The sequence below is a fragment of the Amycolatopsis sp. NPDC033938 genome, assembly GCF_055575975.1.
In genome coordinates this window covers 12,142-37,737 of the sequence record NZ_JBVIRO010000017.1, presented here as the reverse complement: position 1 = coordinate 37,737, position 25,596 = coordinate 12,142, and the positions used below count along the sequence as shown (strand labels likewise).

Genomic DNA, 25,596 nt, shown 5'->3' with positions numbered 1-25,596 from the left:
GATCAGCCGAACGCCTTGTTCATCTCGGCGGTCGCGGTGGCCAGCGCGGCCGCCGGATCCTTGCCACCGGTCGCGATCTGCTGGATCGCGGTCGGCAGCACGTTCTGCGCGTCGATCTTCGACCACGCCGCGGTGGCGGGGACGAACTTCGTGCCCGCGGTGAGCGTGTCGACGAACGGCTTGACCGACGGGTCGCTCGCGGCGACCTTCTGCTGGACGCTGGCGAGCGTCGGCAGGTTGCCCATGGCGGTGTACATCTTCTCCTGGTACTTGGCGCCACCGAGCAGTTCGGTGAACTCGACCGCGAGACTCTTGCGCTTGGTCGCGTTGAACACGCCGAGCAGGTTGCCGCCCGCGAACGCCGGGGCGATCTTGCCCGCCTCGGTGCCCGGGATCGGGATGATCGCGTACTTCCCCTTGACCTGACCGGCTTCGACGGCCTTGCGGTTGAAGTCACCACCGATCGACATCCCCGCCTTGCCGCCGGCGAAGGCCGTGATGCTCTGCGTCCCGGTGAGGTTGGCGCACTGCTCCGGCGGGCAGATGTCCGCCTTCAGGAGGTTCGCGTACGCCGTCACTCCGGCCATGGCCTGCTCGGAGTCCATAGTGGACTTCCACTTGCCGCCGTCCTGCTTCGCGATCTCGCCACCGTTCGCCCAGACGAACGGCAGCATCGCGTAGGTGTACTTGCCACCGACGGAGATGCCGTACAGCTCCGGCTTCCTGGCGCGGATGGTCCTCGCGGTCTCGGTCAGTTCCGCCAGCGTCGCGGGCGGCTTGAGGCCGAGTTCGGTGAAGAGGTCCGTGCGGTAGTACAAGGCGCGGATGCCGGTGAACCAGGGGAGCCCGTAGGTCTTGCCGCCGGATTTCGCCGTCTCCAGTACCGCCGGGAGCATGTCGGCGCCTTCCTTCCACGACGAGAGATCGCCGGTCAGGTCGGCCAGTGCGCCGGTGGCGGCGTAACTGGAGACGTCGGTGTTGCCGAACTCGGCGACGTCCGGCGCGCTGGCCGGATCGTTGAAGGCTCCGGAGAACTTGTCCGCGCGGCCTTCCACCGGGATCCACTGGACGTCGACCTCGACGCCGGAATGCGCCGCCTTGAACTCGGCGATCGCCTCCTTGACCGCGGCCTCCTTGGGCGCGCGGTTGGCTTCGTCGAACAGCCAGACCCGGACCGTGCCGGACTTCTCGTCACCACCGCTCGCGGCGGGGGTGTTCTGCGCCGGCGCACAGCCTGAGACGAGGCCGATCGCCGCGAGGCCCGCGATGAGCACGCGAGTTCTCATGGGAGTTTCTCCTTAGGTGAAAAAGACGGAATTGACCTGGGCGAGCGCCAGTTTCCCGGCGACGGCGCCAGGGAGACCGGTGTCGGGATCGCGCGGCAGCCAGCTGAGCGTGCCGGACTTGTCGCTCGAGACGTAGAACCAGCGCTCGGTCGGGTCGAGGGTGAAGTGACGCGGGTACACGCCACCGACGGGCGCGTTGTTCAGCAGCTTCAAGGACTTCCCGTCCTCGCCGACGCCGAACGACGCGATGGTGTCGGAGCCGCGCACCGACGCGTAGACGAACCTGCCGTCCTTGGACGTGGCGATCTCGCCCGGATACTGCTCGCCGGGTGTGCCCGCCGGGACGGCCGGGACGACCTGGCCCGCGGTGAGCTTGCCGGTGGCCGGGTTCCACGCGGCGACAGTCACCTCGGCACGCAACTCGCCGAGGATGTAGGCGTACTTGCCGTTGGGGTGGAAGGCGAGGTGCCGGGGACCGGCGCCCGAGGGGAGCTTGAGCTGCTGGTTCAGCTTGAGCTTCCCGGTGGCGACGTCGAGTTTGTAGACGTACACCGAATCCGCGCCGAGGTCGACCGCGAGCACCCACTTGCCGGTGGGATCGTTGACCACCTGATGCGCGTGCGCCTGACGCTCGGCGCCCTTGTGCTGCGCCAGATCGACGACGTCGCCGAGTTTCCCGCCGGCGAGGATCGGGAGGACGACGACGCTGCCGCTGCTGTAGTTCGCGGCCAGCACGTACTTCTGGCTCGAATGGACGCTCAGATGCGTCGGGTGCTGCCCCTTCGCCGACTTCTTGTTGAGCAGCTTGGGTTTCGCCGGATCGGTGAGGCTCAGCGCGGAGATCTGGCCGTTCTCGTCCTCATTGGTCACATACAGCGTCTTGCGGTCGGCGCTGATGTCGAACCAGGAGGCGTTGCTGATCCCCGGAATGGTCCGGTCGACGACGAGCGCGTTGGTCGCCGCGTCCCGGTGAGCGACATCGAGCCCGTGCCCGGAACTGGTGTAACTGCTGACGTAGATGGCCCCGGTTCCCTTCGGTCCGCAGGTCTGTTCGGAAGCGTTCGCGAGCTGGGAACCGAGAACGGTGGTGAGTCCAGCCGCTCCGACGGCGCCGAGGAAGGTGCGTCGATCGAGTCCGGTCATCGTGATTTCTCCCAGATGTCGGGTGGTTTAAACCACTGCCATGAGCAATGCTGCCACGCCGAAACCGGAACCGGAAAGGACGGTTTCCAGGACGGTCCAGGTTTTCAGGGTCTGCGGCACGGTCATGTTGAAGTACCGCGAGATGATCCAGAACCCGCCATCGTTCACGTGCGAGGCGATGATCGACCCGGCCGAGATCGCGACGACCAGCAGCGCGAGCTGGATCTGGGAATAGCCCAGCGTCGCCACCGTCGGCGCGACGATGCCGCTCGTGGTCACGATCGCGACGGTGGCCGAGCCCTGCGCGATCCGCATCCCGCAGCTGATCACGTACGCGGCGAGGATGACCGGGAGACCGGCGTTGTCCAGCGATCCCGCGACGGCCTTGCCGATACCGGTGGCGGACAGCACGGCACCGAAGAACGCGCCCGCCCCGACCACCAGCAGGATCATCGCGACCGGGCGCAGCGACTTCGCGGAAAGCTCGCTCAAGTCCTTGCCCGTCAGACCGCGGCGCAGGCCCAGCAGCCACGACGCGAGCAGCACCGAGATCGTCAGGGCGACCGCCGGGGTACCGATGAACGCGGCGACACCGGCGGGCGCGGAGTTCTTGGGCAGCCAGATGCTGCCGAAGGTCCCGGCGAGGATCAGCACCAGCGGGACCGCGATGATCGCCAGCACCAGGCGGAGCGACGGCGGGTTCTCCTCCTTTTCGCCCTCTTCCTCGGCGATCAGGAATTCCGCGGGGACCTCGACGTCGACGCGTTTGCCGATCCAGGTCGAGTACGCGACGCCGCCGACGAGGAACGCCGGGATACCGCAGACCAGGCCCATCAGGATGATCCAGCCGAGTTCCACGTGCAGCAGGCCGGCCGCGGCCACCGGGCCGGGGTGCGGCGGGAGGAACGCGTGCGTGATGGAAAGACCGGCGAGCAGCGGCAGCGCGTACAGCACCAGCGAGCGGCCGCCCTGTTTGGCGGCGACGTAGACCAGCGGTGCCAGCACGAAGATGCCGATGTCGAAGAAGACCGGGATGCCGAAGACGAATCCCGCGAGGCCCATCGCCAGCGGGGCCCGCTTCTCACCGATGGCCCGCAGCAGCGCGCCGGTGAGCACCTTCGCCCCACCGGAACGCTCCAAAATGGACCCGAGGATGGTGCCGAGACCGATGATCGCGGCGATATGCCCGAGGATCCCGCCGAAACCCTTTTCCAGCAGGGAGTCCGACGCCTTCTGCGCGGAACCGACGATCTGGCCGACCGGCAAGCCCGCGGCCAGCGCGGTCAGCAGGCCGACCACGATCAGCGCGATGAAGGGCTCGAGTTTGACCTTGATGATGAGGAACAGCAACACCGCGATCGAGACGGCGGCGAGGGTCAGGAGCCCTCCCGTCGAATGTTGGAGCCAGTCGATCATCGGACACTCCCGGGGTTGCGCAGTGAATGGCCGGCGAGGGCGCCGGTCGGTTGACCATCGTCGATGGCGGCGACACCGTTGACGAAGACATGGGGGATACCGGCGGCCTGCTGCCGCGGTTCGTCGAACGTGGCGGTGTCGGCGACGGTTTCCGGGTCGAACAGCACGAGGTCCGCCGCGTATCCGGCGCGGACGAGGCCCCGGTCGGTCAGCCGCAGGCGTTTCGCGGCGCGGCCGGTGAGGTGGGCGACGCATTCGGCGAGGTCGAGAACGCCGAGTTCGCGGACATAGCGCGCGAGATAACGCGGGAACGTGCCCCAGGCGCGGGGATGCGGCCGGGCTCCGACGAGAAGTCCGTCGCTGCCACCGGTGTGCGTGCGGTGGCGCATGATCGCCTGGACGTTCTCCTCGTGCCCGACGTGCATCAGGCATGAGGTGCCGAGCTTTTCCGAGATCAGGACGTCGAAGTACAGGTCCGCGGCCGGTTTTCCGGCCCGCTGGGCCGAAGCGGCTACGGAGTGCCCGACGAGGTGGGAGTTCTCGTCCCGCCGGACGCCGTTGATCTCGATGGCGTCCCAGTCGATCGGTACGCCGTGAGCGCCGTCGGAGCCGGTCTCCTCGATCTCGGCGCGGATCCGCTCGCGGGTGTCCACATCGGACAGGCGGGCCAGGGTGGCGCCGAGGCCGCCTTCGGTCGACCAGCTCGGCAGCAGCGCGGAAAGGTAAGTGGCGCCGGGAAGATAGGGATAGGTGTCCAGCGAGATGTCGCAGCCGTCGTCGAGCGCCTGGTCGAGCAGCTCCAGCAGCTGGGGCGCCTTGCCCTTGTTCACCGAGAAGTTCATCGTGGCGTGCGCGAGGTGCAGCGGGCAGCCCGACCGGCGGGAGACGTCGACCATCTCTCCGAAGGCTTCGAGCGCGCCCTTGCCGTAACTGCGGTGGTGCGGGCTGTAGAAACCGCCGTTCTCGCCGACGACCCGGCACAGCTCGACGAGTTCCTCGGTGGTGGCGTACATGCCCGGTGTGTAGGTGAGCCCCGACGACATGCCCATGGCACCCTCGGCCAGCCCGGTCGCGACGAGTTCTTTCATCGCGTTCATCTCGGCCTCGGTCGCGGGCCGGTCTTCCCAGCCGACGGTGAGCATCCGGACGGTGCCCTGCGGCACCAGGTAGGCGGCGTTGACCGCGATCCCGGCGTCGAGCCGGTCGAGGTATTCCCCGACCGAGCGCCAGTTCCAGTCGAAGCCTGCCGGATCGTCGTTCCATCCGGCGAGCTGCTGGCGCAGCGAAGCGAGGACGTCGTCGTTCACGGGCGCGTACGAGAGCCCGTCCTGCCCGAGGACTTCGGTCGTGACGCCCTGCGAGAGCTTCGCGAGGTGGTCCGGATTCGCGAGCAGCTGGAGGTCGGAATGCGAGTGCATGTCGATGAACCCAGGCGCGAGCACGAGTCCGTCGGCGTCGATGGTGCGGCGGCCCGCGAGCGAGCCGGGTTCGGCGACACTGGCGATCCGGCCGTCGGAGATGCCCACGTCGTGCCTGGTGAGCGGATCCCCGGTGCCGTCGGCGACCAGTGCGGAGCGGACAACGATGTCCATGGTGATTCTTCCTCTGCGGCGGTGGAGGACGGATCAGAAATGGGTGCGGACGAAATCGAGCACGGTCTCGCCGTCGGGGCCGACGACCGGGATGAGCGGCCATTTGTCGAACACGGTGCACGGATGCGACAGGCCGAGCGCGATCCAGTCGCCGACTTCGACCGGCGACGACGCGGGCAGCGTGAGGAAGGCGTGCTGGTCGTTCATCTTCTGGATGGAATGACCTTCGAGCGCGGACGGCGGCCCGTCGCCCTTGCGGATCAGGCGCGGCTCGGGCATGCCTTCGTCGAAGGACGCGTCGCGTTTGCCGATGGTGAGCAGCGCGAGTTCGTCCGTCGGCTTCGACGTCACCTGGGCCCAGGCGCGCAGCGCGGGACGGAACGAGGCGACGCCGCCGATGCGCGGATGCTCGCCCAGCGGGGAGATCACCCGGTAGAAGCCGTCGTCGTGGGTCACGTAGGCGCCGCTGCGCAGGATCGGCAGGACGTCCAGGTCGCCCCAATCCTTGGTGAGTTCGTCGGCGACGCGGTCGAAGTAGGCGCTGCCGCCACCGGTGACGATGATCTGCCCGGCGTCGTCGAGCAGGCCCTTGGCGGCGAAGGCGAAGACCAGTTCGCGCAGACCGTCCACATAGGAGCTGATCAGCTGGAGCGACTTTTCGTCGGTGTGGTGGGAAAGCGCGCCTTCGTACCCACCGGAACCCCGCAGCCGCAGGGCCGGGCTCGCGTGCGCGGCCTCGGCGACGGCGAGCGCGGTCTCGGTGTCGCGGACACCGGTGCGGCCGCCCTCGGCGCCGAGTTCGACCAGGACGTCCACCTTGCGGCGGGCACCACGCAGGGCCTCGGTCATCAGCTCGACACCGCGGACCGAGTCGACCCAGCAGACGAACTCGAAGTCGTCGTCGGCGTCCAGCTCCGCGGCGAGCCATTTCAGGCCGGACGGGTCGAGCAGCTGGTTCGCCAGCAGGATCCGGGAGACCCCGAACGCCCGGTAGATCCGCAGATGCCCCGCGTTCGCGCAGGTGATGCCCCAGGAACCGTGCTTCAGCTGCCGCTCGAACAGCTGCGGCGCCATCGTCGTCTTGCCGTGCGGGGCCAGCGCGACCCCGCGTTCGGCGCACCAGCCCGCCATCGTGCGCAGGTTGTGTTCGACGGCCTCTTCGTCGAGGACCACGAACGGGCCGAAGAAGCCGTCGTCGAACAGCTTCGCGCCGCGGGCCGCGGCCTCGCCGATCGTGAGCCCGGACAGCGAAGGCGCCACCGAGCGGAAGCGCCAGTCGACGCGTTCCTCCCGGATGGCCGCGACCGCGGCGGAATCGATGGTGCCGGCTTGGAACATGAGGTTCACCTCGGTTGCGTATGTTGCAACGGACGTTGCGCATATTGCGTGGGATAGGTGTAGCATCCGGTCCGCTGGAGGTCAACGGCGTGACGACTAGGAGACGCGAAGGTGACAAGCGCGCCCGAGGTTTTATGCATCGGGGAGTCGATGGCCTTGTTCGTACCGGCCGAATCCGGGCCGCCCGACGAGGTGCGGAAGTGGGTGCGGACCATCGGCGGAGCCGAATCGAACGTCGCCTGTCATCTCCCGGCGCTGGGGTTCGCCAGCGCGTGGGTGAGTGCCGTCGGCGACGATCCGTTCGGCCGCGCGCTGGTGCGTGAGATCGGTGAAGCGGGGGTGGACGTCAGCGCGGTCGTGGTCGATCCGACGCGCCCGACCGGGCTGTACATCAAGGAGAGCGGAGCGGACGGCAGCCCCGTGCGCTACTACCGCAAGGGCTCCGCCGCGTCCGGAATGGACGCCGGGCTGCTGGGGAAACTCGACCTCGACGGGGTGCGCGTCATCCACCTGTCCGGGATCACCCCCGCCCTGTCGGACGGCTGCCTCGACCTGGTGCGGGCACTGATGGAACGACCGCGTGGCGAAACGCTGGTGTCGTTCGACGTGAACTTCCGGCCCGCGCTGTGGACCGGGCGCGACCCGTCGGTGCTGGCCGGGCTGGCCGCCCGCGCCGACATCGTGCTGGCGGGCGAGGACGAGGCCGAGCGGGTGTGGGGGACCGGTGACCCGGAACGGCTGCGCGCCGTCGTACCCGGCCCGAAGACGCTGGTCGTCAAGCACGGGGCCCGCGGGGTGACGCTCGTCGAAGGCGAGGAGCCACCGTTGTTCTCACCCGCGCTCCAGGTCGAGGTCGTGGAGCCGGTCGGCGCCGGTGACGCGTTCGCCGCCGGTTTCCTCGCCGCCACGCTGCGCGGCGACGACCCCGCGACCCGGCTCCGTCGCGGTCATCTGCAGGCCGCGGCCACCCTGCTGACCCACGACGACGTGGGGACGCCACTGCCCGGCTCGGTCGTCGAAGCGCTCATCGGGGCGGATGAGGCAGCATGGGCGGCGGCGAAGCTGACAAACAAGGGATTGGTGGGCGGATGAGCCAGAGCCTGGACCGGGCGCTCACCCTGCTGAGCGGGCTCGCCCGCGAGCCGAAGACACTCGACCAGCTCGCCGAGGAGATCGGCGTGCACAAGTCGACCGTGCTGCGGCTGCTGCGCACCCTGGAGACGCATCACTTCGTGCGCCGGGAAGGTCAACGGTACTACCGGCTCGGCAGCGCGCTGTTCGATCTCGCGCAGCAGGCGCTGGAAGACCGCGATGTCCGCCGCACCGCCCAATCCGCGCTGGCCGGGCTCAACGCGCGGACGGGACACACCGTGCACCTCGCGTCCTATGAGGACGGAGAGGTGGTCTACATCGACAAGTTCGAGGGCAGGCATTCGGTGCGGATGTACTCCCGCATCGGCAAACGCGCCCCGCTGCACTGCACCGCCGTCGGCAAGGTGCTCGTCGCGGCGATGACGCCGGAGAAGCGGGCCGACGTGGTGTCGAGGATCGACTTCTTCACGCGCACGCCGAACACGATCACCACGCCGTCGGCCTACGAGACCGAACTGGATCTCGTCGCCGACCGCGGCTACGCGGTGGACAACGCCGAACACGAGGACTTCATCCACTGCGTCGCGGCGCCGGTGCGCGGGCCGGGCGGCGTGGTACTCGCCGCCGCGTCGGTGTCGGTGCCGAAGGTGCTGCTCGACTACGACGGCCTGATGGCGCTCGTGCCGGAGCTGCTCGCCGCGGCCGAAGAAGCTTCCGTCCACAGTGGATGGACGGGGAACCGAAAGGGGAAGTTGGAATGAGCAAGACCGCGATCAGCACGGAGAACGCGCCGAAGCCGGTGGCCGCGTTCTCGCAGGCGGTCCGCAAGGGCAACATCCTGCAGGTGGCCGGCCAGGTCGCCTTCGACCCGGCCACCGGCGCCATCGTCGGCGAGACCGTCGGTGAGCAGACGGAGCAGACGTTCAAGAACATCGAAGCGGTGCTCGAGGCCGCCGGTTCGAGCCTGGCCGACGCGATGATGGTGCGCGTGTACCTGACCGACGTCGACCACTTCGGCGCGTTCAACGAGGTCTACAACAAGCTGATCGGCGAAGCGCCGCACCCGGCCCGCACCACCGTGTACGTCGGTCTGCCCGCCGGCCTGCTGGTGGAGATCGACGTCCTGGCCGTGACGGACTGATCCACACGCGCCATGAAAGGTCCTTTCCTTGCAAATTTTGCAAGGAAAGGACCTTTCATGGCAGCCGTTACAGGACGCTCGTGTATCCGTTAAGCGCGGGCTGCCCGCCCAGGTGCGCGAAGAGGACGTTCGAGTCCTTCGCGATCTCCCCGCGCGAAACGAGATCGATCAGACCGGCCATCGACTTGCCCTCGTACACCGGATCGGTGAGCACGCCCTCCAGTCGCGCCAGCGTCCGGATGGCGTCCAAAGTGGACTCGTCCGGGATACCGTAGATCCCGGCGTGGTAGCGCTCGTCCAGTTCGACTTCGTCGATCTCGCCCGCACCGATCAGCTCCGCGGTCGCGCGGGCGATACGGGTGATCTGGTCGCGGGTCTCCGCCGGTTTCGCCGAGCCGTCGATGCCGAGGATCCGCCGGGGCTTCCCCGAAAGCGCGGCCCCGGCCACCATCCCGGCCTGCGTGCTGCCGGTGACCGAGCAGACGACCACCGTGTCGAAGAAGACGCCGAGTTCGGCCTCTTGCGCCTCGAGTTCGACGATCCAGTTCGCGAAACCGAGGCCGCCGAGACGGTGGTCCGATCCGCCCGCCGGGATCGCGTAGGGCTTGCCGCCGTCGGCCTCGATCTCCTTGACCGCGTTCTCCCAGCTCTCCTTGAAGCCGACGCCGAAGCCGGCCTCGACCATCCGGATGTCGGCGCCGAGGATGCGCGAGAGCTGGATGTTGCCGACCTTGTCGTAGAGCGGGTCGTTCCAGTCCACCCAGCTCTCCTGCACCAGTACGGCCTTCAGCCCGGCCCGCGCCGCCGCCGCGGCGACCTGGCGGGTGTGGTTCGACTGCACGCCGCCGATCGAGATCAGCGTGTCCGCTCCCGAGGCGAGCGCGTCGGCGACCAGGTATTCGAGCTTCCGGGTCTTGTTGCCGCCGAACGCGATGCCCGAGTTGACGTCCTCGCGTTTCGCCCAGACCTTCGCGCCGCCGAGATGAGTGGTGAGCCGGTCGAGCGGGTGCACGGGGGAGGGGCCGAACAGCAGCGGGTAGCGCGGGAAGTCGGCGAGGGTCATGGCGTCTCCAGGAGGGCTTCGAGTTCGGTCCAGATCGTGGCGGTGATCGAGCAGGCCGCTTCGACGTCGCCCGCTTCGATGGCGTCGGCCAGTTCCGCGTGGCGCTGGACCGACCGGTGCGCGGGCAGGGAGCCGAAACGGGCGTACTCGAGACGCCGGAGCAGCGGCGTGTAGCGGTCCAGCGTCGCGGCGACCGCCCGGTTGCGCGCGGCGGCCACCGGAACGTCGTGAAGTGCGTCGTCGGCGGCGATCGCGGCCGCGATGTCCCCGGCTGCGATCGCTTCGGCGAACCGGGTGTTGGCCGCGCGCATCGCTTCGACCTCGGCCGGGCCCATCCGCGGCGCGCCCACCCGGACGGCGAACTCGTGCAGGGTGCGGACCAGCTGCAGAGCGTCACGGACGTCGTCGGGGACGAACCCCGCCACCCGCGTGTAGCTCTGCGGCTTCGACTCGACGAGGCCGTCCTCGATGAGGCGCAGCAGCGCCTGGCGCACCGGCGCCCTGGAAAGACCCAGCTGCTCGGCCAGATCGCCGTCGCGCAGGTTCGTCCCCGGCGGCAGCGTCCCGTCGATGATCGCCCGGCGGATGTTCTCGTAGGCCTCGTCCCGGAGGAGGGACCGCGGCACCTTCGCTAACCCACTCACATCTGAAATGTTAGCTGTCGACTGAAGTGATGGCCGGCGCGGGCGTCGTGCGGGGTCCACCTCGCCGCCCCGCAAACGCCATGAACGGGACTTTCATTGCAAATTTCGCAATGAAAGTCCCGTTCATAACACGCCTTGGCCTGGAGTCGGGCCTTCACGGAGCGTGGTCTGGGATGCGACGGGGGCTGAAGGGGCCTTTCCTCTCATCTCATGCGAGGAAAGCGCCCTTCGCCGCATGGGATGAGGGGAAAGGCCCCTTCATGGCACGGGGGCTGTCCGGTCCGCTAGTAAACGGGTCCTGTGTACTTCTCGCCCGGACCCTGCCCAGGCGCGTCCGGCACGGCCGAAGCCTCGCGGAACGCCTTCTGCAGCGACTGCAGGCCGTCGCGTAACGGGCCCGCGTGCAGGCCGAGGTACTCTGCCGAAGCGGTGACCAGCCCGGCGAGGGCGGTGATCAGGCGACGGGCCTCGTCGAGGTCGCGGTGCGGTGAGCTGGCCGGGTCCTCGTCGGCGAGGCCGAGCCGTTCGGCGCCCGCGGAGAGCAGCATGACGGCCGCCCTGCTGATCACCTCGACGCTCGGGATGTCCTCCAGGTCGCGGACGTCCGGGGAATACGGGGGCTGCTGAACCGGTTCTTCTGACACGTCTGGTACCCTTCCACGAGCGACCAGCCCCCGAGCGATCGGGGGCGGCAAGTGGAGCCCCGCTCCCACCCGTGTCACCGCCGCAACACCAGGTGTCCGGGTCCGGTCTCGCCAAGACGATTTCGGGCGTCGAGGCGGTGTGTTCGGTTCTGGAGATCGAGCACGATCGGAAAGAGTGGGCCTCGCGTACCGCACGGTACCGAGGCCTTCGGTATGTGGGCACCAGGTCGAAACGGTAGAAGAATTTACCTCGAACCAGGGAGGCCCCATCAGCTCCGAGACACGCATCAACGACCGAATCCGGGTACCGGAAGTCCGCCTCGTCGGGCCAGCCGGTGAACAGGTCGGCATCGTCCGGATCGAAGATGCACTGCGGCTGGCACAGGAGAACGATCTCGATCTCGTCGAGGTCGCCCCTCAGGCACGCCCGCCCGTATGCAAGCTCATGGACTTCGGCAAGTTCAAGTACGAGAGCGCGCAGAAGGCCCGCGAGTCCCGCCGCAACCAGCAGCTCACCGTCATCAAAGAGCAGAAGCTGCGGCCGAAGATCGACCAGCACGACTACGAGACCAAAAAGGGTCACGTGTCGCGCTTCCTTGCGGCAGGCAACAAGGTCAAGGTCACGATCATGTTCCGCGGTCGCGAGCAGTCCCGGCCGGAACTCGGTTTCCGGCTGCTGCAGAAGCTCGCCGACGAGGTGACGGAACTCGGTTTCGTCGAGTCGTCGCCGAAGCAGGACGGCCGCAACATGATCATGGTGTTGGCTCCGCACAAGAACGTGAAGCCGACCAAGGCCACGAAGGCCACCAAGGACGAGTCGCCAGAGCCGCCCGCCGACGCGTAGCGCCGACCAGCCATGTCAGCGGCACACCGGAGAACACCGGTGTGCCGCCGCACGAAAGAGGACAACGTAATGCCGAAGATGAAGACGCACAGCGGGACGTCGAAGCGAGTTCGCGTCACGGGTTCGGGCAAGCTGCGCCGCCAGAAGGCCGGCCGCCGCCACCTGATGGAGAAGAAGTCCAACAGGCTCACCCGTCGCCTTGAGGGCACGACCGAGATCGCCAAGAACGACGTCGGCCGCGTCAAGCGCCTTCTCGGCCGCTGACACTCCCGCACTTTGTAAACGCCGGGCGCGCCAGCGCGCCCCCAGATCGACAGGATGGACCCAGTGGCACGCGTCAAGAGGGCTGTCAACGCCCAGAAGAAGCGTCGCGCGACTCTCGAGCTCGCCAGCGGCTACCGCGGCCAGCGTTCGCGGCTGTACCGCAAGGCGAAGGAGCAGACGCTTCACTCGCTGAACTACGCCTACCGGGACCGCCGTGCCCGCAAGGGTGACTTCCGCCAGCTGTGGATCACCCGCATCAACGCGGCCGCTCGCGCCAACGGCGTCACCTACAACCGCTTCATCCAGGGTCTCAAGACCGCGGGTGTCGAGGTCGACCGCAAGATCCTCGCGGACCTCGCCGTCAACGACGCCGCCGCGTTCGCCGCGCTGGCCGAGCTGGCCAAGGCCAACGTGAACACCGAAGAGAAGAAGTCGGCCTGACCGGCGACAGCGCTCTTCCGCAACCCGGGGCCGCTCCGTTCACCGAACGGACGCCCCGGGTTGTTGCTGCGCGCAAGCTCACCCGCCGGTCCGAGCGGGAGAAGACCGGGAGGTTCCTCGCCGAGGGCGCGAACGCGGTCGAAGCCGCGCTCACCCACGCCCTCGAAGACGGCGGCAAGGTGTACGAGCTGTTCGTCACCGAACGCGCCGCCGTACAGCACGAGCGTCTGCTCGTCACCGCGCGCGAGGCGGGCGTACCCGTTTCGCCGATCTCCGACCGCGCCGCCGACGGATTGTCCGAGACCGTGACGCCGCAAGGCATCGTCGCGGTCTGCGCCCTCGTCGACCGTCCACAAGAGACTGTGCTGAAGCCGGGCGCGAGGCTCGTCGTCGTCCTCGTCGACGTCGCGGACCCCGGGAACGCCGGCACCGTGATCCGGGTCGCGGACGCGGCGGGCGCCGACGCGGTCGTCCTCGCGGGAGACAGTGTCGACCCGCACAACGGCAAATGCGTCCGCGCGGCCGCCGGCAGTCTGTTCCACCCGGCCATCACCCGGATCCGTGACGTCGACGCGGCCTTGAAGGCCTGCTCCGCCGCCGGTCTCCGCACCTTCGGCGCACACGGCTACGCCGAAACCGAGCTTGATCAGGTGACCTTCGGCGAACCCGTCGCGTGGGTGTTCGGCAACGAGGCGCACGGCCTGCCCGCGCGCGTACTCGACACCGTCGATCTCGCGGTCAAGATCCCGATGTACGGCCGGGCGGAAAGCCTGAACCTCGCGACGGCCGCCGCGATCTGCGTCTACACCACCGCGATGGCACCGCGTCAGGCTCGCTAGACTCCGGACTCCATTGGATTCTGGGGAGTCATCATGGGGCGTATCGCCCGTTCTTTCGCTTTGTTCGGTGCTTCTTGGCGTGTTCTGCGGTCCCGCAAGGAACTCGCGGTCTTCCCGGTGCTGGCCGGAGTCGCCGGCCTTCTGGTGGCCGCGGTGTTCCTCGGGTCGGGCTACTGGATTTCCCATACCGAAATCGCCGACCACTCCCGGCTGACCCCTGCTTCGTACGTGATGCTCGGCCTGTTCTACCTCGCCGCCGCGTTCGTCACGGTGTTCTTCAACGCCGCGCTCATCTCACAGGCGGACGTCGCGCTTCGCGGTGACGATCCCCGCGTGGCCGACGGGCTGGCCGCGGCCGGCCGCCGCTGGCTGCCCTTGCTGGGCTGGTCCGCGGTGACGGCCACGGTTTCCCTGATCCTCCGGCAGATCGAGCGGCGTCTCGACTTCATCGGCTACTTCATCAGCGGCCTGATCGGCGCCGCCTGGAGCCTCGTCACCTACCTCGTCCTCCCGGTGATGATGATCGAGGACGCCGGTGTCCGGCACGGGGCGAAGCGGTCGGCCCAGCTGTTCAAGCGGACTTGGGGCGAGCAGGCGGTCGGCGAGGCCGGTATCTGGGTGATCGGCTTCCTGGTGTCGCTGGCGGGCTTCGCGGTCATCGTCGGTGCGGGCATGCTGCTCGGCGGCACCATCACGATCTTCGTCGCCATCGGGATTTCACTCGTGTGGGGGTTCTTGGTCTCCATCGTCTGCACGACGCTTTCCGGGATCTACCAGACCGCGTTGTACCGCTACGCCGCGGACGGCATCGTCCCGGAAGCGTTCGGGAAGGTGGACTTCGAAGGCGCTTTCGCCGGGCGCTGAGCCGGAATTCGATGGCTTCACCGGACGTGAGCGCCTAAGGTCGCGGGTATCACGCCGTCCGCATCACGACACAAGGGAGCTCTCATGGAACGCGGTGTTCGTTCCAGCACCTTGTTTACGGCGTAGAGCGCGTCTTTCGCACTCCCGGGTGACGGTGTGCCCAGCCCTAGGGTGATCGGGGGCCGCCGTTCGCTGTCCCATAGAATTCAGCTGCTGCTAAACCCATGCGTGCGCTCGCGTGCACCGGACCAGTCCCAGCGGACGCCGAGGAGTTATGTCCGAAGCCAACGACAAGCAGGACCCCCAGGCGGGAACGCTCGCGCCGGAAACGTTGACGGCCGCCGTCAAGCAGGCCGAGACCGATTTCGCCGCCGCGGCGGATCTCGACGCGCTGGCCGCGGTCAAGCCCGCTCACCTCGGTGACCAGTCTCCGCTGCTGCTCGCTCGCCGTGAGATCGGCGCCCTGCCGAAGCAGGAGAAGGCCGAGGCGGGGAAGCGGGTCAACGAAGCGCGCCAAGCCATCCAGGCCGCTTTCGACGCGCGTCGCGTCGTACTCCAGGCCGAGCGTGACGAAAAGGTGCTCCGCGAGGAGACCGTCGACGTCACGCTGCCGTGGGACCGCGTGCCCCGTGGCGCCCGGCACCCGATCTCGACCCTGTCGGAGCGGATCGCCGACGCGTTCGTCGCGATGGGCTACGAGGTCGCCGACGGCCCGGAACTCGAGGCCGAGTGGTTCAACTTCGACGCGCTGAACTTCGGCAAAGACCACCCCGCTCGCCAGCTGCAGGACACGTTCTACCTCGGTGAGGAGGACTCCGGGCTGGTGCTGCGGACGCACACCTCGCCGGTACAGGCCCGCACGCTGCTGCACCGCGACCTGCCCGTGTACGTCGTCTGCCCCGGCCGCACCTACCGGACCGACGAGCTCGACGCCACGCACACCCCGGTGTTCTCGCAGGTCGAGGGGCTCGCGGTGGACAAGGGCCTGACGATGGGGCATCTCAAGGGCACCCTCGACGCCTTCGCCCGCGCGATGTTCGGCGAAAGCTCGAAGACCCGTCTTCGCCCGCACTTCTTCCCCTTCACCGAGCCGTCGGCCGAGGTCGACGTCTGGTTCGAGCAGAAGAAGGGCGGCGCCGGCTGGGTCGAATGGGGCGGCTGCGGCATGGTCAACCCCAACGTCCTGCGTGCCTGCGGCGTCGATCCCGAGGTCTACTCGGGCTTCGCCTTCGGCATGGGTATCGAGCGCACCCTGCAGTTCCGCAACGGAATTCCGGACATGCGCGACATGGTGGAGGGCGACATCAGGTTCACCCTGCCCTTCGGAACGGAGGCCTGAGTGAAGGTCCCAGCCAGCTGGCTGACCGAACATCTCGACGTCGACGAGGAGGTCACGGCCCAGGATCTGGCCGACGCCTTCGTGCGCATCGGCATCGAGGTCGACGACGTCCGCCCGCTCGAACCGGTCACCGGCCCGCTCGTGGTGGGCCGCGTGGCCGAGATCGAGGAGCTGACCGAGTTCAAGAAGCCGGTCCGTTTCTGCCGGGTCGACGTCGGCGAATCCGACGATGACGGCGACAAGCCCGACGAATCCGTCGACGCGGATGAAGACGACGATGACGAAGGCCCCTTCGAGGACGACGGACCGACGGGGATCAAGACCCGCGGGATCATCTGCGGTGCCACGAACTTCGCCGAGGGCGACCTGGTCATCGTCGCGCTGCCCGGCACCGTGCTGCCCGGCGGTTTCGAGATCGGCTCGCGCAAGACCTACGGCCGGCTCAGTGACGGCATGATCTGCTCCGCGAGCGAACTCGGCATCGGAGACGACCACTCCGGCATCCTCGTGCTGCCGCCGAGCACCGCCAGCCCGGGTGAGGACGCGAACAAGCTCCTCGGTCTCGACGACACCGTCCTCGAGGTGACGCCGACCCCGGACCGCGGGTACACGCTGTCGGTCCGCGGGCTGGCCCGCGAACTGTCGAACGCGCTCGACGTCCCGTTCGGCGACCCGGCGTCCATCGAGGTCCCGGAGGCCGAGACCGACGCGTGGCCGGTGCACCTCGAAGACACCGAGGGGTGCAAGCGGTTCGTGCTGCGCCGGGTCAAGGACCTCGACGCGACCGCGCCGACGCCGTGGTGGATGCGCCGCCGCCTGATGCTGGCGGGGATCCGTTCGATCTCGCTCGCGGTCGACGTGACCAACTACGTGATGATCGAGCTCGGCCATCCGCTCCACGCGTTCGCGACCAGCTCGGTCAAGGGCGATCTGGTGGTGCGCAAGGCGAAGCCGGGCGAGAAACTGACCACTTTGGACGATGCCGAGCGCACCCTCGACGCGGACGACGTGGTCATCGCCGACGACAGCGGGGTCATCTCGCTGGCGGGCACGATGGGCGGAGCGTCCACCGAGATCACCCCCGAGAGCACCGACGTGCTCCTCGAAGCCGCGCATTGGGATCCGTCGTCGATCAGCCGGACGGCCCGCCGTCACAAGCTGTTCTCCGAGGCGGCCAAACGGTTCGAGCGCTACACCGACCCGCAGCTGTGCGCGGTGGCCGTCGAGTTCGCCGCCCGTCTGCTGCGCCAGTACGGCGACGGCTCGATCCTGCCCGGCCGCACCGACGAGGGCGGCGTCGAGCCGAACCCGCCGGTGACCATGCCGATCAGCCTGCCCGACCAGGTTGCCGGGGTGCGCTACGAGCGCGGTGTCACGGTCCGGCGGCTCTCGCAGATCGGCTGCAAGGTCAACGTGGGCACGGCCGAGGACGGCACCGCGCTGGTGACCGCGATCCCGCCGAGCTGGCGTGGCGACCTGGTGCAGCCCGCCGATCTGGTCGAGGAGGTGCTCCGGCTGGAGGGCTACGACAGCATCCCGTCGGTGCTGCCCGACGCCCCGGCGGGCCGTGGCCTCACCGACACGCAGCGCCGTCGCCGCTCGGTCGCGCGTGCGCTGGCCGAGGCGGGCTACGTCGAGGTGCTGCCCTTCCCGTTCATCTCGGATTCGGTTTGGGATTCGTTCGGGCTGCCGGAAGACGACGTCCGCCGTCGTACCGTCCAGATCCGCAACCCGCTGGAAGCGGATAAGGACCGGATGGCGAGCACGTTGCTTCCGGGGCTGCTGGAAACCTTGCAGCGCAACATCTCCCGTGGCTTCAAGGATGTTTCGCTGTTCCACATCGGACAGGTCGTGCTGCCCGGGGCGAACCCGCTCCCGATGCCTTCCCTCGGGGTGGACCGGCGGCCGACCGACGAGGAACTCGCGGTACTGGAGGCGGCCGTCCCGCCGCAGCCGGTGCACGTCGCCGTCGTCCTCGCCGGCCAGCGTGGCCGCGCCGGTTGGTGGGGCGCGGGCGAGCAGGCGAACTGGGCCGACGCGGTGCAGGCCGCCCGGCTGGTGGCGCAGGCCGCCGGGGTCGAGCTGACCACGGCCGCGGCGGATCACCTGCCGTGGCACCCCGGCCGCTGCGCACAGCTGCGGGTGGGGCAGTGGCCCGTCGGTTACGCCGGTGAGTTGCACCCGAAGGTCGTCGAGGCACTCGGGCTGCCGCCGCGCACCGTCGCGATGGAACTCGACCTGGACGCGATCCCGATCCCGGACGGCCGTCCGGCGCCGAGGATCTCGGCCTACCCGCCGGTGCTGCTCGACGTCGCCCTCGTCGCCGCGTCGGACGTGCCGTCCGCCGATCTGGCCGAGGCACTGCGCGAAGGCGCGGGCGAGCTGCTCGAAGACATCACGCTGTTCGACTCCTACGAGGGTGAGCAGGTGGGCGAGGGTAAGCGTTCGGTGGCGTACAAGCTGCGGTTCCGCGCCGCGGATCGCACGCTGACCGTCGACGAGGCCACCAAGGCTCGCGACGCCGCGGTCACCGTCGCCAGTGAGCGCTTCGGCGCGAGCCTGCGAGCCTGACCCAACGTCCCGAAGTCCCGTGAAGGCCCCCTTCCCTCGGCTCAGCCGAGGGAAGGGGGCCTTCACGCGCTAAGAGGTGTGGCAAAGTGAGGACTTGTGTCACGTCCAGACGGTCGGTCCAGCATCCAAGACATCGCCCGTGCCCGGTTGAGCGACGGTTTCGTCGGCCGCGTCGGGGAACGTGAAGATTTCCGGGCCAACCTGGCGCTGCCTGGCAGCGACCGGCGCCGTCGGTACCTGTTCTCGGTCCACGGTCTCGCGGGAGTCGGCAAGACCTTCCTCCTCGAACAGCTTCGCGGTATCGCCGAGGAATCCCGCGCCGCCGTCGGGTTCGCGGACGATCGCCTCCAGGATCTGCCCGCGACACTGGTCAAACTCGCGAAGGACCTCGCTCGCGGCGGGCACGAGATGCGGCGATTCGAGAAGCGCTACGAGTCCTACCTCAAGGCGCGGGAACGACTGCACAGCGATCCGCAGGCTCCCGCGGCCGGTCGCGCGCTCGTCACCAAAACCGTGGTCAAGGCCGGTCTCGGCGTGGCGAAGACCCTACCCGGCGGCAGTATCGCCGCGGACGCGATCGATGCCGACGCGACGGCGAAACAGCTGGAGCAGCTGCAGAGCTACCTCGCGGCGAAGTTCAAACGGAAGGCCGACGTCCAGCTGCTCCTGGACCCGGCGGAGGAGCTGACCAAACCGTTCGTCGAGGATCTCTGGCGGATTCCGGAATCCCGGCAGATCACGCTGTTCTTCGACACCTTCGAACGGACGGCGCCGGTGCTGGAGACCTGGCTGCTGGACCTGTTCGGCGGCCGGTACGGAGATCTGCCGCAGAACCTGGTGCTCACCTTGGCCGGCCAGTTCCCGCTGGACGAGGCGAAATGGAACCGGCATGCGCCGCTGGTGCGCGAGATCGAACTCCGGCCGTTCACCGAGCCCGAGGCGCGCCACCTGCTCGCCGAGCACGGGATCACCGACGAGCAGGTGATCGAGACCGTGCTGCGGCTGACCGACGGCCTGCCCGTCCTGGTCGCCATGCTGGCGGAGCGAAAGCCCTCCGAGGCGGACGCCGTCGGTGATCCCGGCGACGACGCGGTCAAGCGGTTCCTGCACTGGGTTCCCGAAGAGGCCAAACAGAAGATCGCCGCCACGGCTTCGCTACCCCGCGTCCTGGACGAAGACGTCCTCGGCGTCCTGACCGGGAAGGAAACCGCGGGGGAGACGTTCCGCTGGCTGCGGGAACTGCCGTTCGTCGGGCGGCGCGAGCTGCCGGTGCGCTACCACCCGGTGGTCCGCGGTCCGATGGTGCGCATGGAACGCGGTCGTTCACCCGGGGAGTTCGCCGAACACCATCGCAAGCTCGCCGGGTACTACGAAGGCCGGTGCACCGAACTCGGGCACGGCAGGAATCGCGATGCCTGGAACGACGAACGCTGGCAGCGAAGGAAACTGGAACAGACTTACCACCGGCTCTGCGGCGATCCGGTCGAAGCGCTGCCGGACGCCCTGCTCGGCGCCGCCGAGATGATCACGACCAGCACCGCGGCCGCACGAACCTGGGCACGCATGATGGAGCAGGCGGGCATAGACGCCGACGAGCCCGCCGTCCTGCGCTGGGCACGGCGGTTGGCTGAAGCGGTGGGAGACGGCGACGGCCCACGTGAAGTGGAAGTCCTCGATCTGCTCGCCGGCGCCGGTGAACTCGACGCGGCCAGGCTCTCGACGGTGATCAGGCGGCGCGCCTGGGCTTATGAGGGCCGGGACGAACTCGAGGCGGCGAAAAGGGATTTCGACCGTGCTCTCGACCTCAACCCCGCCGATCCCTACACCTGGAGCGATCGCGGTAACTTCCTCCGCAACCAGTCGGACTGGGCGCCGGCGCTCGAAGACCTGAACCGGGCGATCGAACTCGACCCCGCCTACGCGTACTCGTGGCGTGGCCGCGGTTCGGCACGAACCGAACTCGGCGATCTCGACGGTGCGATGACCGATCTCGACGAAGCCGTCCGCCTGCAGCCGGACCACGCGTGGGCCTACACGGCCCGCGCCGCGGTGCACCACAAGCGCGGAGACCTCCGGAGGGCCATCGACGAAATCGACATCGCCATCCGACTCGATCCCGACTACGCCTGGGCGGTCCACTACCGGGCGGTCCTCCTGGCCGAACTGGGGGAGACCGCCGAGGCGCTCACCGGGTACCGGGCGGCGGCCGCGCTCCGTCCCCAGGACGTCTATTACCTGACCGAGCTCGCCTGGTTCCTCGGGAAGATCGGTGATGACGACGAGGCCGCGAAGGTCTTGGACACGGCTATCGCGGCGGATCCCGGCAGCGCCAGGCCACCCGCGATCCGGGCGGCGTTCCACCGGAGCGCGGGACGGCACCGCCTCGCGATCGACGGCTTCACCGCCGCGCTCCGGATCGACCCGGACTACGAGTGGGCGTACTACATGCGCGGGCTCGCCCATGACGACCTCGGTGATCGGCAGGCGGCGCTGGCCGACTTCGACCGGGCTGTCGAGCTGGTTCCCGAGGACGCCGAGAATCACCTGTGGCGAGGGATGACGCTCAGCCGGTTGAAGAGGAACGGTGAAGCGGTGGAGGCCTTGAGCCGCGCGATCGAACTCGACCCCGGCAACGCATGGGCGTACACCTGGCGGGCGATGGCCCGCCACAGAATGGGCGACCACCGGGCCGCTCTCGCCGATATCGACGTCGCGCTCGAATCGAGCCCGTCGAACTCCTTCTTCCATGTGACCCGGGCGGACACCCTGGCGAAGCTGGATCGCCACGACGAAGCCAGGGCGGAGCTGGACGAAGGGGTCCGGTTGGGCGGGGACGGAGGGTATGCCTACTACCAGCGCGCCCGTCATCGCGTTCTCTTCGGCGACCTCGCCGGTGCCTTGTCCGATGTGGACAACGCGCTGGCCGACGGCCATGACGAGAGTGGCCGCGCCCTGCGTGCGGAGATCCGGCGCCGTGCGGGCGACTACGGCAAAGCCATCGAGGAACTGCGTGAACTGATCGAGCTGGATCCGGACGACACCGAATACCGCGGGAACCTCGGGGAGGTCTTGCTGTTCGCCGGGAAGCCGGACGAGGCGAGGGCGGTCTTGCGGCCACTCGCGTCGCGATCCCTTTGGATCCGCAATCTCCTCGCCTTGGTGGATCTGAAGACCGGGCGAGGAGAAGAAGCCGAACGACAGTTCGTAGAAGCCTTGGAGGAGGTCTTGGCCAACGTGGCCGCCGCCCCGGGTGACTGGGACGTCAAGACCCAGCCGCTCTTCTATTTCCTGGTCCTCGGCCGCGCCGATGACGCGAAACGTGACCTCGTCAAGCTTCTGGGAGAAGATCCGCCGCAGGAAATCCGCCTGGACCTGCTCCGCGATTTGAAGGAGACGGGACAGTTGCTGCCCGAGCTCGGCGGGGTGACCGACGAGCTTTCCGCGCTGATCCCGCGACCGGCGCTCAACCGCCCAGATGCTTGAGCGCCTCCTTCCTGGACAGATTCGAGAGTGCCGGATGCGCGGCGACGAACGCGCGCACCCAGTCCGGCTCGGTCTTCGCGTACTCGCGTAGTGCCCAGCCGATCCCCTTGCGGAGGAAGAAGTCCTTGTCGTCGAGGTTGGCTTCGATCGCCCGGGTGAGCAGGTCGGTGTCGGTCCCGCCCTTGGCGCCGACCTGGCAGATCACCGCCGTGCGGCGGCGCCACCTGTCCTCGTCGTACGCCCAGGTGAGCATCAGGGGGAGCACCGTCTCCGGCTCGGCCCGCAGGATCGGCCCGACGCGGCGGATGGCGAGCTCGTCGACATAGTCCCACCAGGAGCCGGTCACGATCATCTCCTCGTACAGACCGAGCAGCTCGCTGTCCTGCCAGCGGGCGTAGGCGCGGTGACCGGAGAGGTCGATGGCCGCATACCGCTCCTCGCGGAATTCCGCCTCGCGCCACAGCGTGCGCACGGCGGTGGAGAAGGTCACCTCATCGGGTAGCAAATGTTCCGCGAAAACCGATTTCAGCAAAGCCGACCTAGCAGGTTTCGGCACGCCGAGGAACGGCATTTCCGACTTCATGTACGCCCGCATCGCGGTCGCCTTCTCCGCATCGGCCAGTCCGGCCAAACCGTTGCGAACCGCCGATACCAGGCTTTTCACCACATCCATACGCACTCCTCTCCCAGGCGGCCGCCGCGAGCGTACGACAGGGGACCGACAAGACGGATATGCCCGGATCGGGGCGCGGATACCGACTAAAGAGGGATGGCGGTCAACGTGTCGGTCAGCGAGATTGAAGCCGGTTCTCGGTAGCTTCGGCCCGACCGGGTCGAACGCGGACGAAAAGGAACACAGTGAAGAAATTCGTTGCCGCCCTGGCGGTCGCGGGGATCGGCGTCGGCACCATGGCGCTCGCTCCCTCCGCCACGGCCGCCTCGGCGTCGGACTTCGATCCGAAGCCCATCAGCTGGGGAGCCTGCACCCGGCCGAGCCTGGTCAAGGCCGGCGCGGAATGCGGCTTCCTCGAGGTCCCGCTGGACTACGCGAAGCCCGGCGGCGAGAAGATCTCGATCGCCGTCTCGCGGGTGAAGCACAAGTCCGCCCAATCGCAGGGCGTCATGATCGTCAACCCGGGTGGCCCCGGTGGCTCGGGCCTCGGACTGTCGACGCTCGGCCGGGCCGTTCCCAAGAAGGCGGGTGAGGAGTACGACTGGATCGGCTTCGACCCGCGTGGGGTGGGGTCGAGCAAGCCGTCGCTGACCTGCGACGGCAACTACGCCTCCTACAACCGCCCGCAGTACGTGCCCACCACTCGCGCCATCGAGAAGACGTGGCTCGCGAAGGCGGAGGGTTACGCGAAGGCGTGCGCCAAGAACGGCGCGATCCTGGAGCACATCAAGACCATCGATGTCGCGAAGGACGTCGACAGCCTGCGCAAGGCGCTGGGCGAGAAGCAGATCAACTACTACGGCTTCTCTTACGGCACCTACCTCGGTCAGGTGTACAGCACGCTGTTCCCGCAGAACGTGCGGCGGATGGTCTTCGACGGCACGGTCGATCCCCGCGACGTCTGGTACCAGGCGAACCTGAACCAGGACATCGCCTTCGACAAGAACATCAAGACCTACTTCGGCTGGCTCGCCAAGTACGACGACGTCTACCACCTCGGCAAGACCGCTTCCGCGGTGGAGAAGCTGTGGTACGCCGAGCAGAAGAAGCTGTACGACAAGCCCGCGGGCGGGGTCATCGGCGGTTCCGAGTGGACGGACATCTTCCTGCAGGCCGGCTACTACGTCTTCGGCTGGGAAGACATGGCGAACGCCTTCTCGGGGTGGGTGCACAAGGGTGACTGGCAGACCCTGAAGGGCCTGTACGACGACTCCAACCCGCCGGGCCAGGACAACGGCTACGCGGTGTACACGGCTGTGCAGTGCACCGACGTGGCGTGGCCGCAGAGCTGGCCTCGCTGGAAGTTCGACAACTGGGTCACGCACTTCCGGGCCCCGTTCGAGACCTGGGGCAACGCCTGGTTCAACGCGCCGTGCCTCAACTGGCCGGCGAAGCCGGGCAAGCCGGTGGAGATCGACGGGCGCAAGGTGCCGGGAATCCTGCTGGTCAACGAGGAGAACGACGCCGCGACGCCGTACCCCGGCAGCCTGGAGGTCCGCAAGCGCTACCCGAACTCGAGCCTGATCAGCGCTCCGGGCGGCACGACGCACTCGGGTTCGCTGTCCGGTGTGTCCTGTGTGGACGACAAGATCGCGGACTACCTGCTGACCGGGAAGCTGCCCGAGCGGAAGCCGGGCAACGGTTCGGACGTGCAGTGCACCCCGGTCCCGCCGCCGGTTCCGGCCGGTTCGTCGGCGACGGCGAAGAAGTCGGACGCGCCTTCGGCCGCCGCTGAAGTGAAGAAGAAGACGCTGGCTCAGACGCTGCGTTTCTGAGTTCGATCGCTCTTCGGGATGCTTCGCCGCCCCGGTCCGGATTTCCGGGCCGGGGCTTTCCCTTGCCGCGATCAGTCCTCTAAACGCGCTGGACGGGCGGCATGACCGGCACCCTTTCGACCCGAATCGCGATGAAAGTACCGGTCATCCGCCGTCCCGGCGCCGATTCCCGCCATCGGGCCGGGGAATTGTCGGCACCGCCCGTTAGCGTCCCCGGCATGACCATTGTCGAAGAGCACCGGACCGAGATCCGCGTGCAGGACACCGTTTATCGCATCGAGGTCGCCGCCCGTGAGGGTGGCGGCGCGGCCGGGGAAGACCGCTGGGTGACCGTCATGGTCGGCGGAGCCGGACCGCAGGAGGAGCCTGTCGCCGAAGGCAGGATCGACATCGACGCCGAGGCCGTACCGGCTTTGGCGACCGTCCTTTCCGACACGCTGATGGCGTTCGCCGGGCGGAGCAACGGCCGGAACGGTCGCCGAAGATCGGCGGACCGCCCCGCGCATCAGGGCCTGCCGTGGTCCGACGAACTGGACGCCGAACTGGAAAGCCGTTGGCTGGCCGGGGAAAGCGTCGAGGAGATCGCGCGGCGGTTCGAGCGGACGCCGGGCGGGATCAGGGCAAGGCTGCCCAGGGTCGGCTGCGACCCGGAACGCCGTGGCGCCTATCTCCCGATCCCGCCGAGTCAGCGAGAGGTGGTGAGTGAACTCGGCTGAATCCAGGCGGCCGCGGGGCACCTGCCCTCGCGGCCGCCGTCAGGCCACCGTGGCCCCGGGGTGTCCACTGGAAACACTTTTCTGAAGGCAAGTGTCCGAATCGAACAGTTCGCGTGTTTTCGCGAGGGGCATGATTGGCAAGGAGTGTTCTGGTGAGGGGCAAGGCAAACGTGGCGTGTCCCGGCGTGGGACCGGGCTGTCTGACGGAAGCCGGGCCGCGCCCGGTGTCCGCAAGGGGCACCTTCCCGAAGAAGGCTGTCCGGCTTGGGTGGTTGTTCGGTTTTGAGCAAGGGGTCGTGAGTGGCAATGAGGGTTGGTACGCGAATCGTTGCACCTGAGGCTGGTGTGACTAATGGGATTTGTGGTGGCGTCTTGGGGCGGGTTTGGCCCCCGGGCACGGGGGGACCCCCGGCACCCGGGCCGGACCC

General features: G+C 68.3%; 22 protein-coding genes. 13 read left to right on the top strand and 9 right to left on the bottom strand.

Annotated features, from left to right (window positions below; translation table 11 throughout):
• Positions 1–2 precede the first annotated feature (2 nt).
• From ACZ5ZX_RS32330 to ACZ5ZX_RS32310, 5 genes are read right to left on the bottom strand one after another with little or no spacing between them, the layout of a single operon-like run.
• Complete coding sequence (locus ACZ5ZX_RS32330; protein ID WP_465505772.1) at positions 3–1,286, bottom strand: extracellular solute-binding protein; 1,284 nt, start codon at positions 1,284–1,286, stop codon at positions 3–5.
• A gap of 12 nt (positions 1,287–1,298) precedes the next feature.
• Positions 1,299–2,429 carry a lactonase family protein gene (locus ACZ5ZX_RS32325; protein WP_465505771.1) on the bottom strand — a complete coding sequence of 377 codons (1,131 nt, stop codon included), beginning with the start codon at positions 2,427–2,429 and terminating at the stop codon, positions 1,299–1,301.
• A 27-nt stretch (positions 2,430–2,456) separates the two neighbouring features.
• Positions 2,457–3,845, bottom strand: coding sequence for a GntP family permease (locus ACZ5ZX_RS32320; protein ID WP_465505770.1), 1,389 nt, complete (start codon positions 3,843–3,845; stop codon positions 2,457–2,459).
• The gene (locus ACZ5ZX_RS32315) at positions 3,842–5,437 is read right to left on the bottom strand and encodes an N-acyl-D-amino-acid deacylase family protein (protein WP_465505769.1); all 1,596 of its coding nucleotides are present in this window, start codon (positions 5,435–5,437) and stop codon (positions 3,842–3,844) included. Before ACZ5ZX_RS32315 ends, ACZ5ZX_RS32320 begins: the two co-directional genes overlap by 4 nt.
• Positions 5,438–5,470: 33 nt before the next feature.
• Positions 5,471–6,775 carry an amino acid deaminase gene (locus tag ACZ5ZX_RS32310; protein WP_465505768.1) on the bottom strand — a complete coding sequence of 435 codons (1,305 nt, stop codon included), beginning with the start codon at positions 6,773–6,775 and terminating at the stop codon, positions 5,471–5,473.
• A 150-nt stretch (positions 6,776–6,925) separates the two neighbouring features.
• On the opposite strand from ACZ5ZX_RS32310, the gene ACZ5ZX_RS32305 reads away from it, so the two are divergent.
• The 3 genes from ACZ5ZX_RS32305 to ACZ5ZX_RS32295 are packed head-to-tail and all read left to right on the top strand — an operon-like array spanning position 6,926 to position 9,008.
• Positions 6,926–7,867, top strand: coding sequence for a sugar kinase (locus ACZ5ZX_RS32305; RefSeq protein WP_465505767.1), 942 nt, complete (start codon positions 6,926–6,928; stop codon positions 7,865–7,867).
• Positions 7,864–8,628, top strand: a complete 765-nt coding sequence (locus ACZ5ZX_RS32300; RefSeq protein ID WP_465505766.1) for an IclR family transcriptional regulator — start codon at positions 7,864–7,866, stop codon at positions 8,626–8,628. The genes ACZ5ZX_RS32305 and ACZ5ZX_RS32300 overlap by 4 nt, the downstream gene beginning before the upstream one ends.
• Entirely contained in the window at positions 8,625–9,008 is a 384-nt protein-coding gene (locus ACZ5ZX_RS32295) for a RidA family protein (RefSeq protein WP_034321592.1), read from the top strand. The genes ACZ5ZX_RS32300 and ACZ5ZX_RS32295 overlap by 4 nt, the downstream gene beginning before the upstream one ends.
• A gap of 67 nt (positions 9,009–9,075) precedes the next feature.
• Here ACZ5ZX_RS32295 and ACZ5ZX_RS32290 read toward each other — a convergent pair whose 3' ends face one another.
• The 3 genes from ACZ5ZX_RS32290 to ACZ5ZX_RS32280 all read right to left on the bottom strand — a co-directional run bounded on the left by ACZ5ZX_RS32290 (position 9,076) and on the right by ACZ5ZX_RS32280 (position 11,359).
• On the bottom strand, positions 9,076–10,071 hold the full coding sequence (locus tag ACZ5ZX_RS32290) for a 1-aminocyclopropane-1-carboxylate deaminase (protein WP_465505765.1): 996 nt from the start codon (positions 10,069–10,071) through the stop codon (positions 9,076–9,078).
• Positions 10,068–10,715: a GntR family transcriptional regulator gene (locus tag ACZ5ZX_RS32285; RefSeq protein WP_465505764.1), complete on the bottom strand. Its 648-nt coding sequence runs from the start codon at positions 10,713–10,715 to the stop codon at positions 10,068–10,070. Before ACZ5ZX_RS32285 ends, ACZ5ZX_RS32290 begins: the two co-directional genes overlap by 4 nt.
• Positions 10,716–10,999: 284 nt before the next feature.
• Positions 11,000–11,359 carry a DUF1844 domain-containing protein gene (locus ACZ5ZX_RS32280; RefSeq protein ID WP_061987073.1) on the bottom strand — a complete coding sequence of 120 codons (360 nt, stop codon included), beginning with the start codon at positions 11,357–11,359 and terminating at the stop codon, positions 11,000–11,002.
• Between the two features lie 268 nt (positions 11,360–11,627).
• Between ACZ5ZX_RS32280 and infC the strand changes: the two genes are divergently transcribed.
• The 8 genes from infC (at position 11,628) to ACZ5ZX_RS32240 (ending at position 22,004) form a co-directional block, all read left to right on the top strand.
• A complete protein-coding gene (gene infC / locus ACZ5ZX_RS32275; protein ID WP_061987075.1) occupies positions 11,628–12,203 on the top strand; it encodes a translation initiation factor IF-3 in 576 nt (191 codons plus the stop codon).
• 69 nt (positions 12,204–12,272) lie between these two features.
• Complete coding sequence (gene rpmI, locus ACZ5ZX_RS32270) at positions 12,273–12,467, top strand: 50S ribosomal protein L35 (protein ID WP_007028043.1); 195 nt, start codon at positions 12,273–12,275, stop codon at positions 12,465–12,467.
• Between the two features lie 63 nt (positions 12,468–12,530).
• Positions 12,531–12,908, top strand: a complete 378-nt coding sequence (gene rplT / locus ACZ5ZX_RS32265; RefSeq protein WP_037313135.1) for a 50S ribosomal protein L20 — start codon at positions 12,531–12,533, stop codon at positions 12,906–12,908.
• A complete protein-coding gene (locus ACZ5ZX_RS32260; protein ID WP_465505880.1) occupies positions 12,905–13,747 on the top strand; it encodes a TrmH family RNA methyltransferase in 843 nt (280 codons plus the stop codon). Before rplT ends, ACZ5ZX_RS32260 begins: the two co-directional genes overlap by 4 nt.
• A gap of 33 nt (positions 13,748–13,780) precedes the next feature.
• A complete protein-coding gene (locus ACZ5ZX_RS32255; RefSeq protein WP_465505763.1) occupies positions 13,781–14,611 on the top strand; it encodes a DUF6159 family protein in 831 nt (276 codons plus the stop codon).
• A gap of 274 nt (positions 14,612–14,885) precedes the next feature.
• Positions 14,886–15,950 carry a phenylalanine--tRNA ligase subunit alpha gene (gene pheS, locus ACZ5ZX_RS32250; RefSeq protein WP_465505762.1) on the top strand — a complete coding sequence of 355 codons (1,065 nt, stop codon included), beginning with the start codon at positions 14,886–14,888 and terminating at the stop codon, positions 15,948–15,950.
• On the top strand, positions 15,951–18,521 hold the full coding sequence (gene pheT / locus ACZ5ZX_RS32245) for a phenylalanine--tRNA ligase subunit beta (protein WP_465505761.1): 2,571 nt from the start codon (positions 15,951–15,953) through the stop codon (positions 18,519–18,521).
• 96 nt (positions 18,522–18,617) lie between these two features.
• A complete protein-coding gene (locus ACZ5ZX_RS32240) occupies positions 18,618–22,004 on the top strand; it encodes a tetratricopeptide repeat protein (protein ID WP_465505760.1) in 3,387 nt (1,128 codons plus the stop codon).
• On the opposite strand, the gene ACZ5ZX_RS32235 is transcribed toward ACZ5ZX_RS32240, so the two are convergent.
• A complete protein-coding gene (locus ACZ5ZX_RS32235; RefSeq protein ID WP_465505759.1) occupies positions 21,985–22,677 on the bottom strand; it encodes a DNA alkylation repair protein in 693 nt (230 codons plus the stop codon). The two genes, ACZ5ZX_RS32240 and ACZ5ZX_RS32235, sit on opposite strands and share 20 nt — an antisense overlap.
• Before the next feature lie 185 nt (positions 22,678–22,862).
• Here ACZ5ZX_RS32235 and ACZ5ZX_RS32230 point away from each other — a divergent pair, with 185 nt between their 5' ends.
• Entirely contained in the window at positions 22,863–24,452 is a 1,590-nt protein-coding gene (locus ACZ5ZX_RS32230) for an alpha/beta hydrolase (protein WP_465505758.1), read from the top strand.
• A 218-nt stretch (positions 24,453–24,670) separates the two neighbouring features.
• A complete protein-coding gene (locus ACZ5ZX_RS32225) occupies positions 24,671–25,168 on the top strand; it encodes a helix-turn-helix domain containing protein (protein ID WP_465505757.1) in 498 nt (165 codons plus the stop codon).
• Positions 25,169–25,596: the final 428 nt, after the last annotated feature.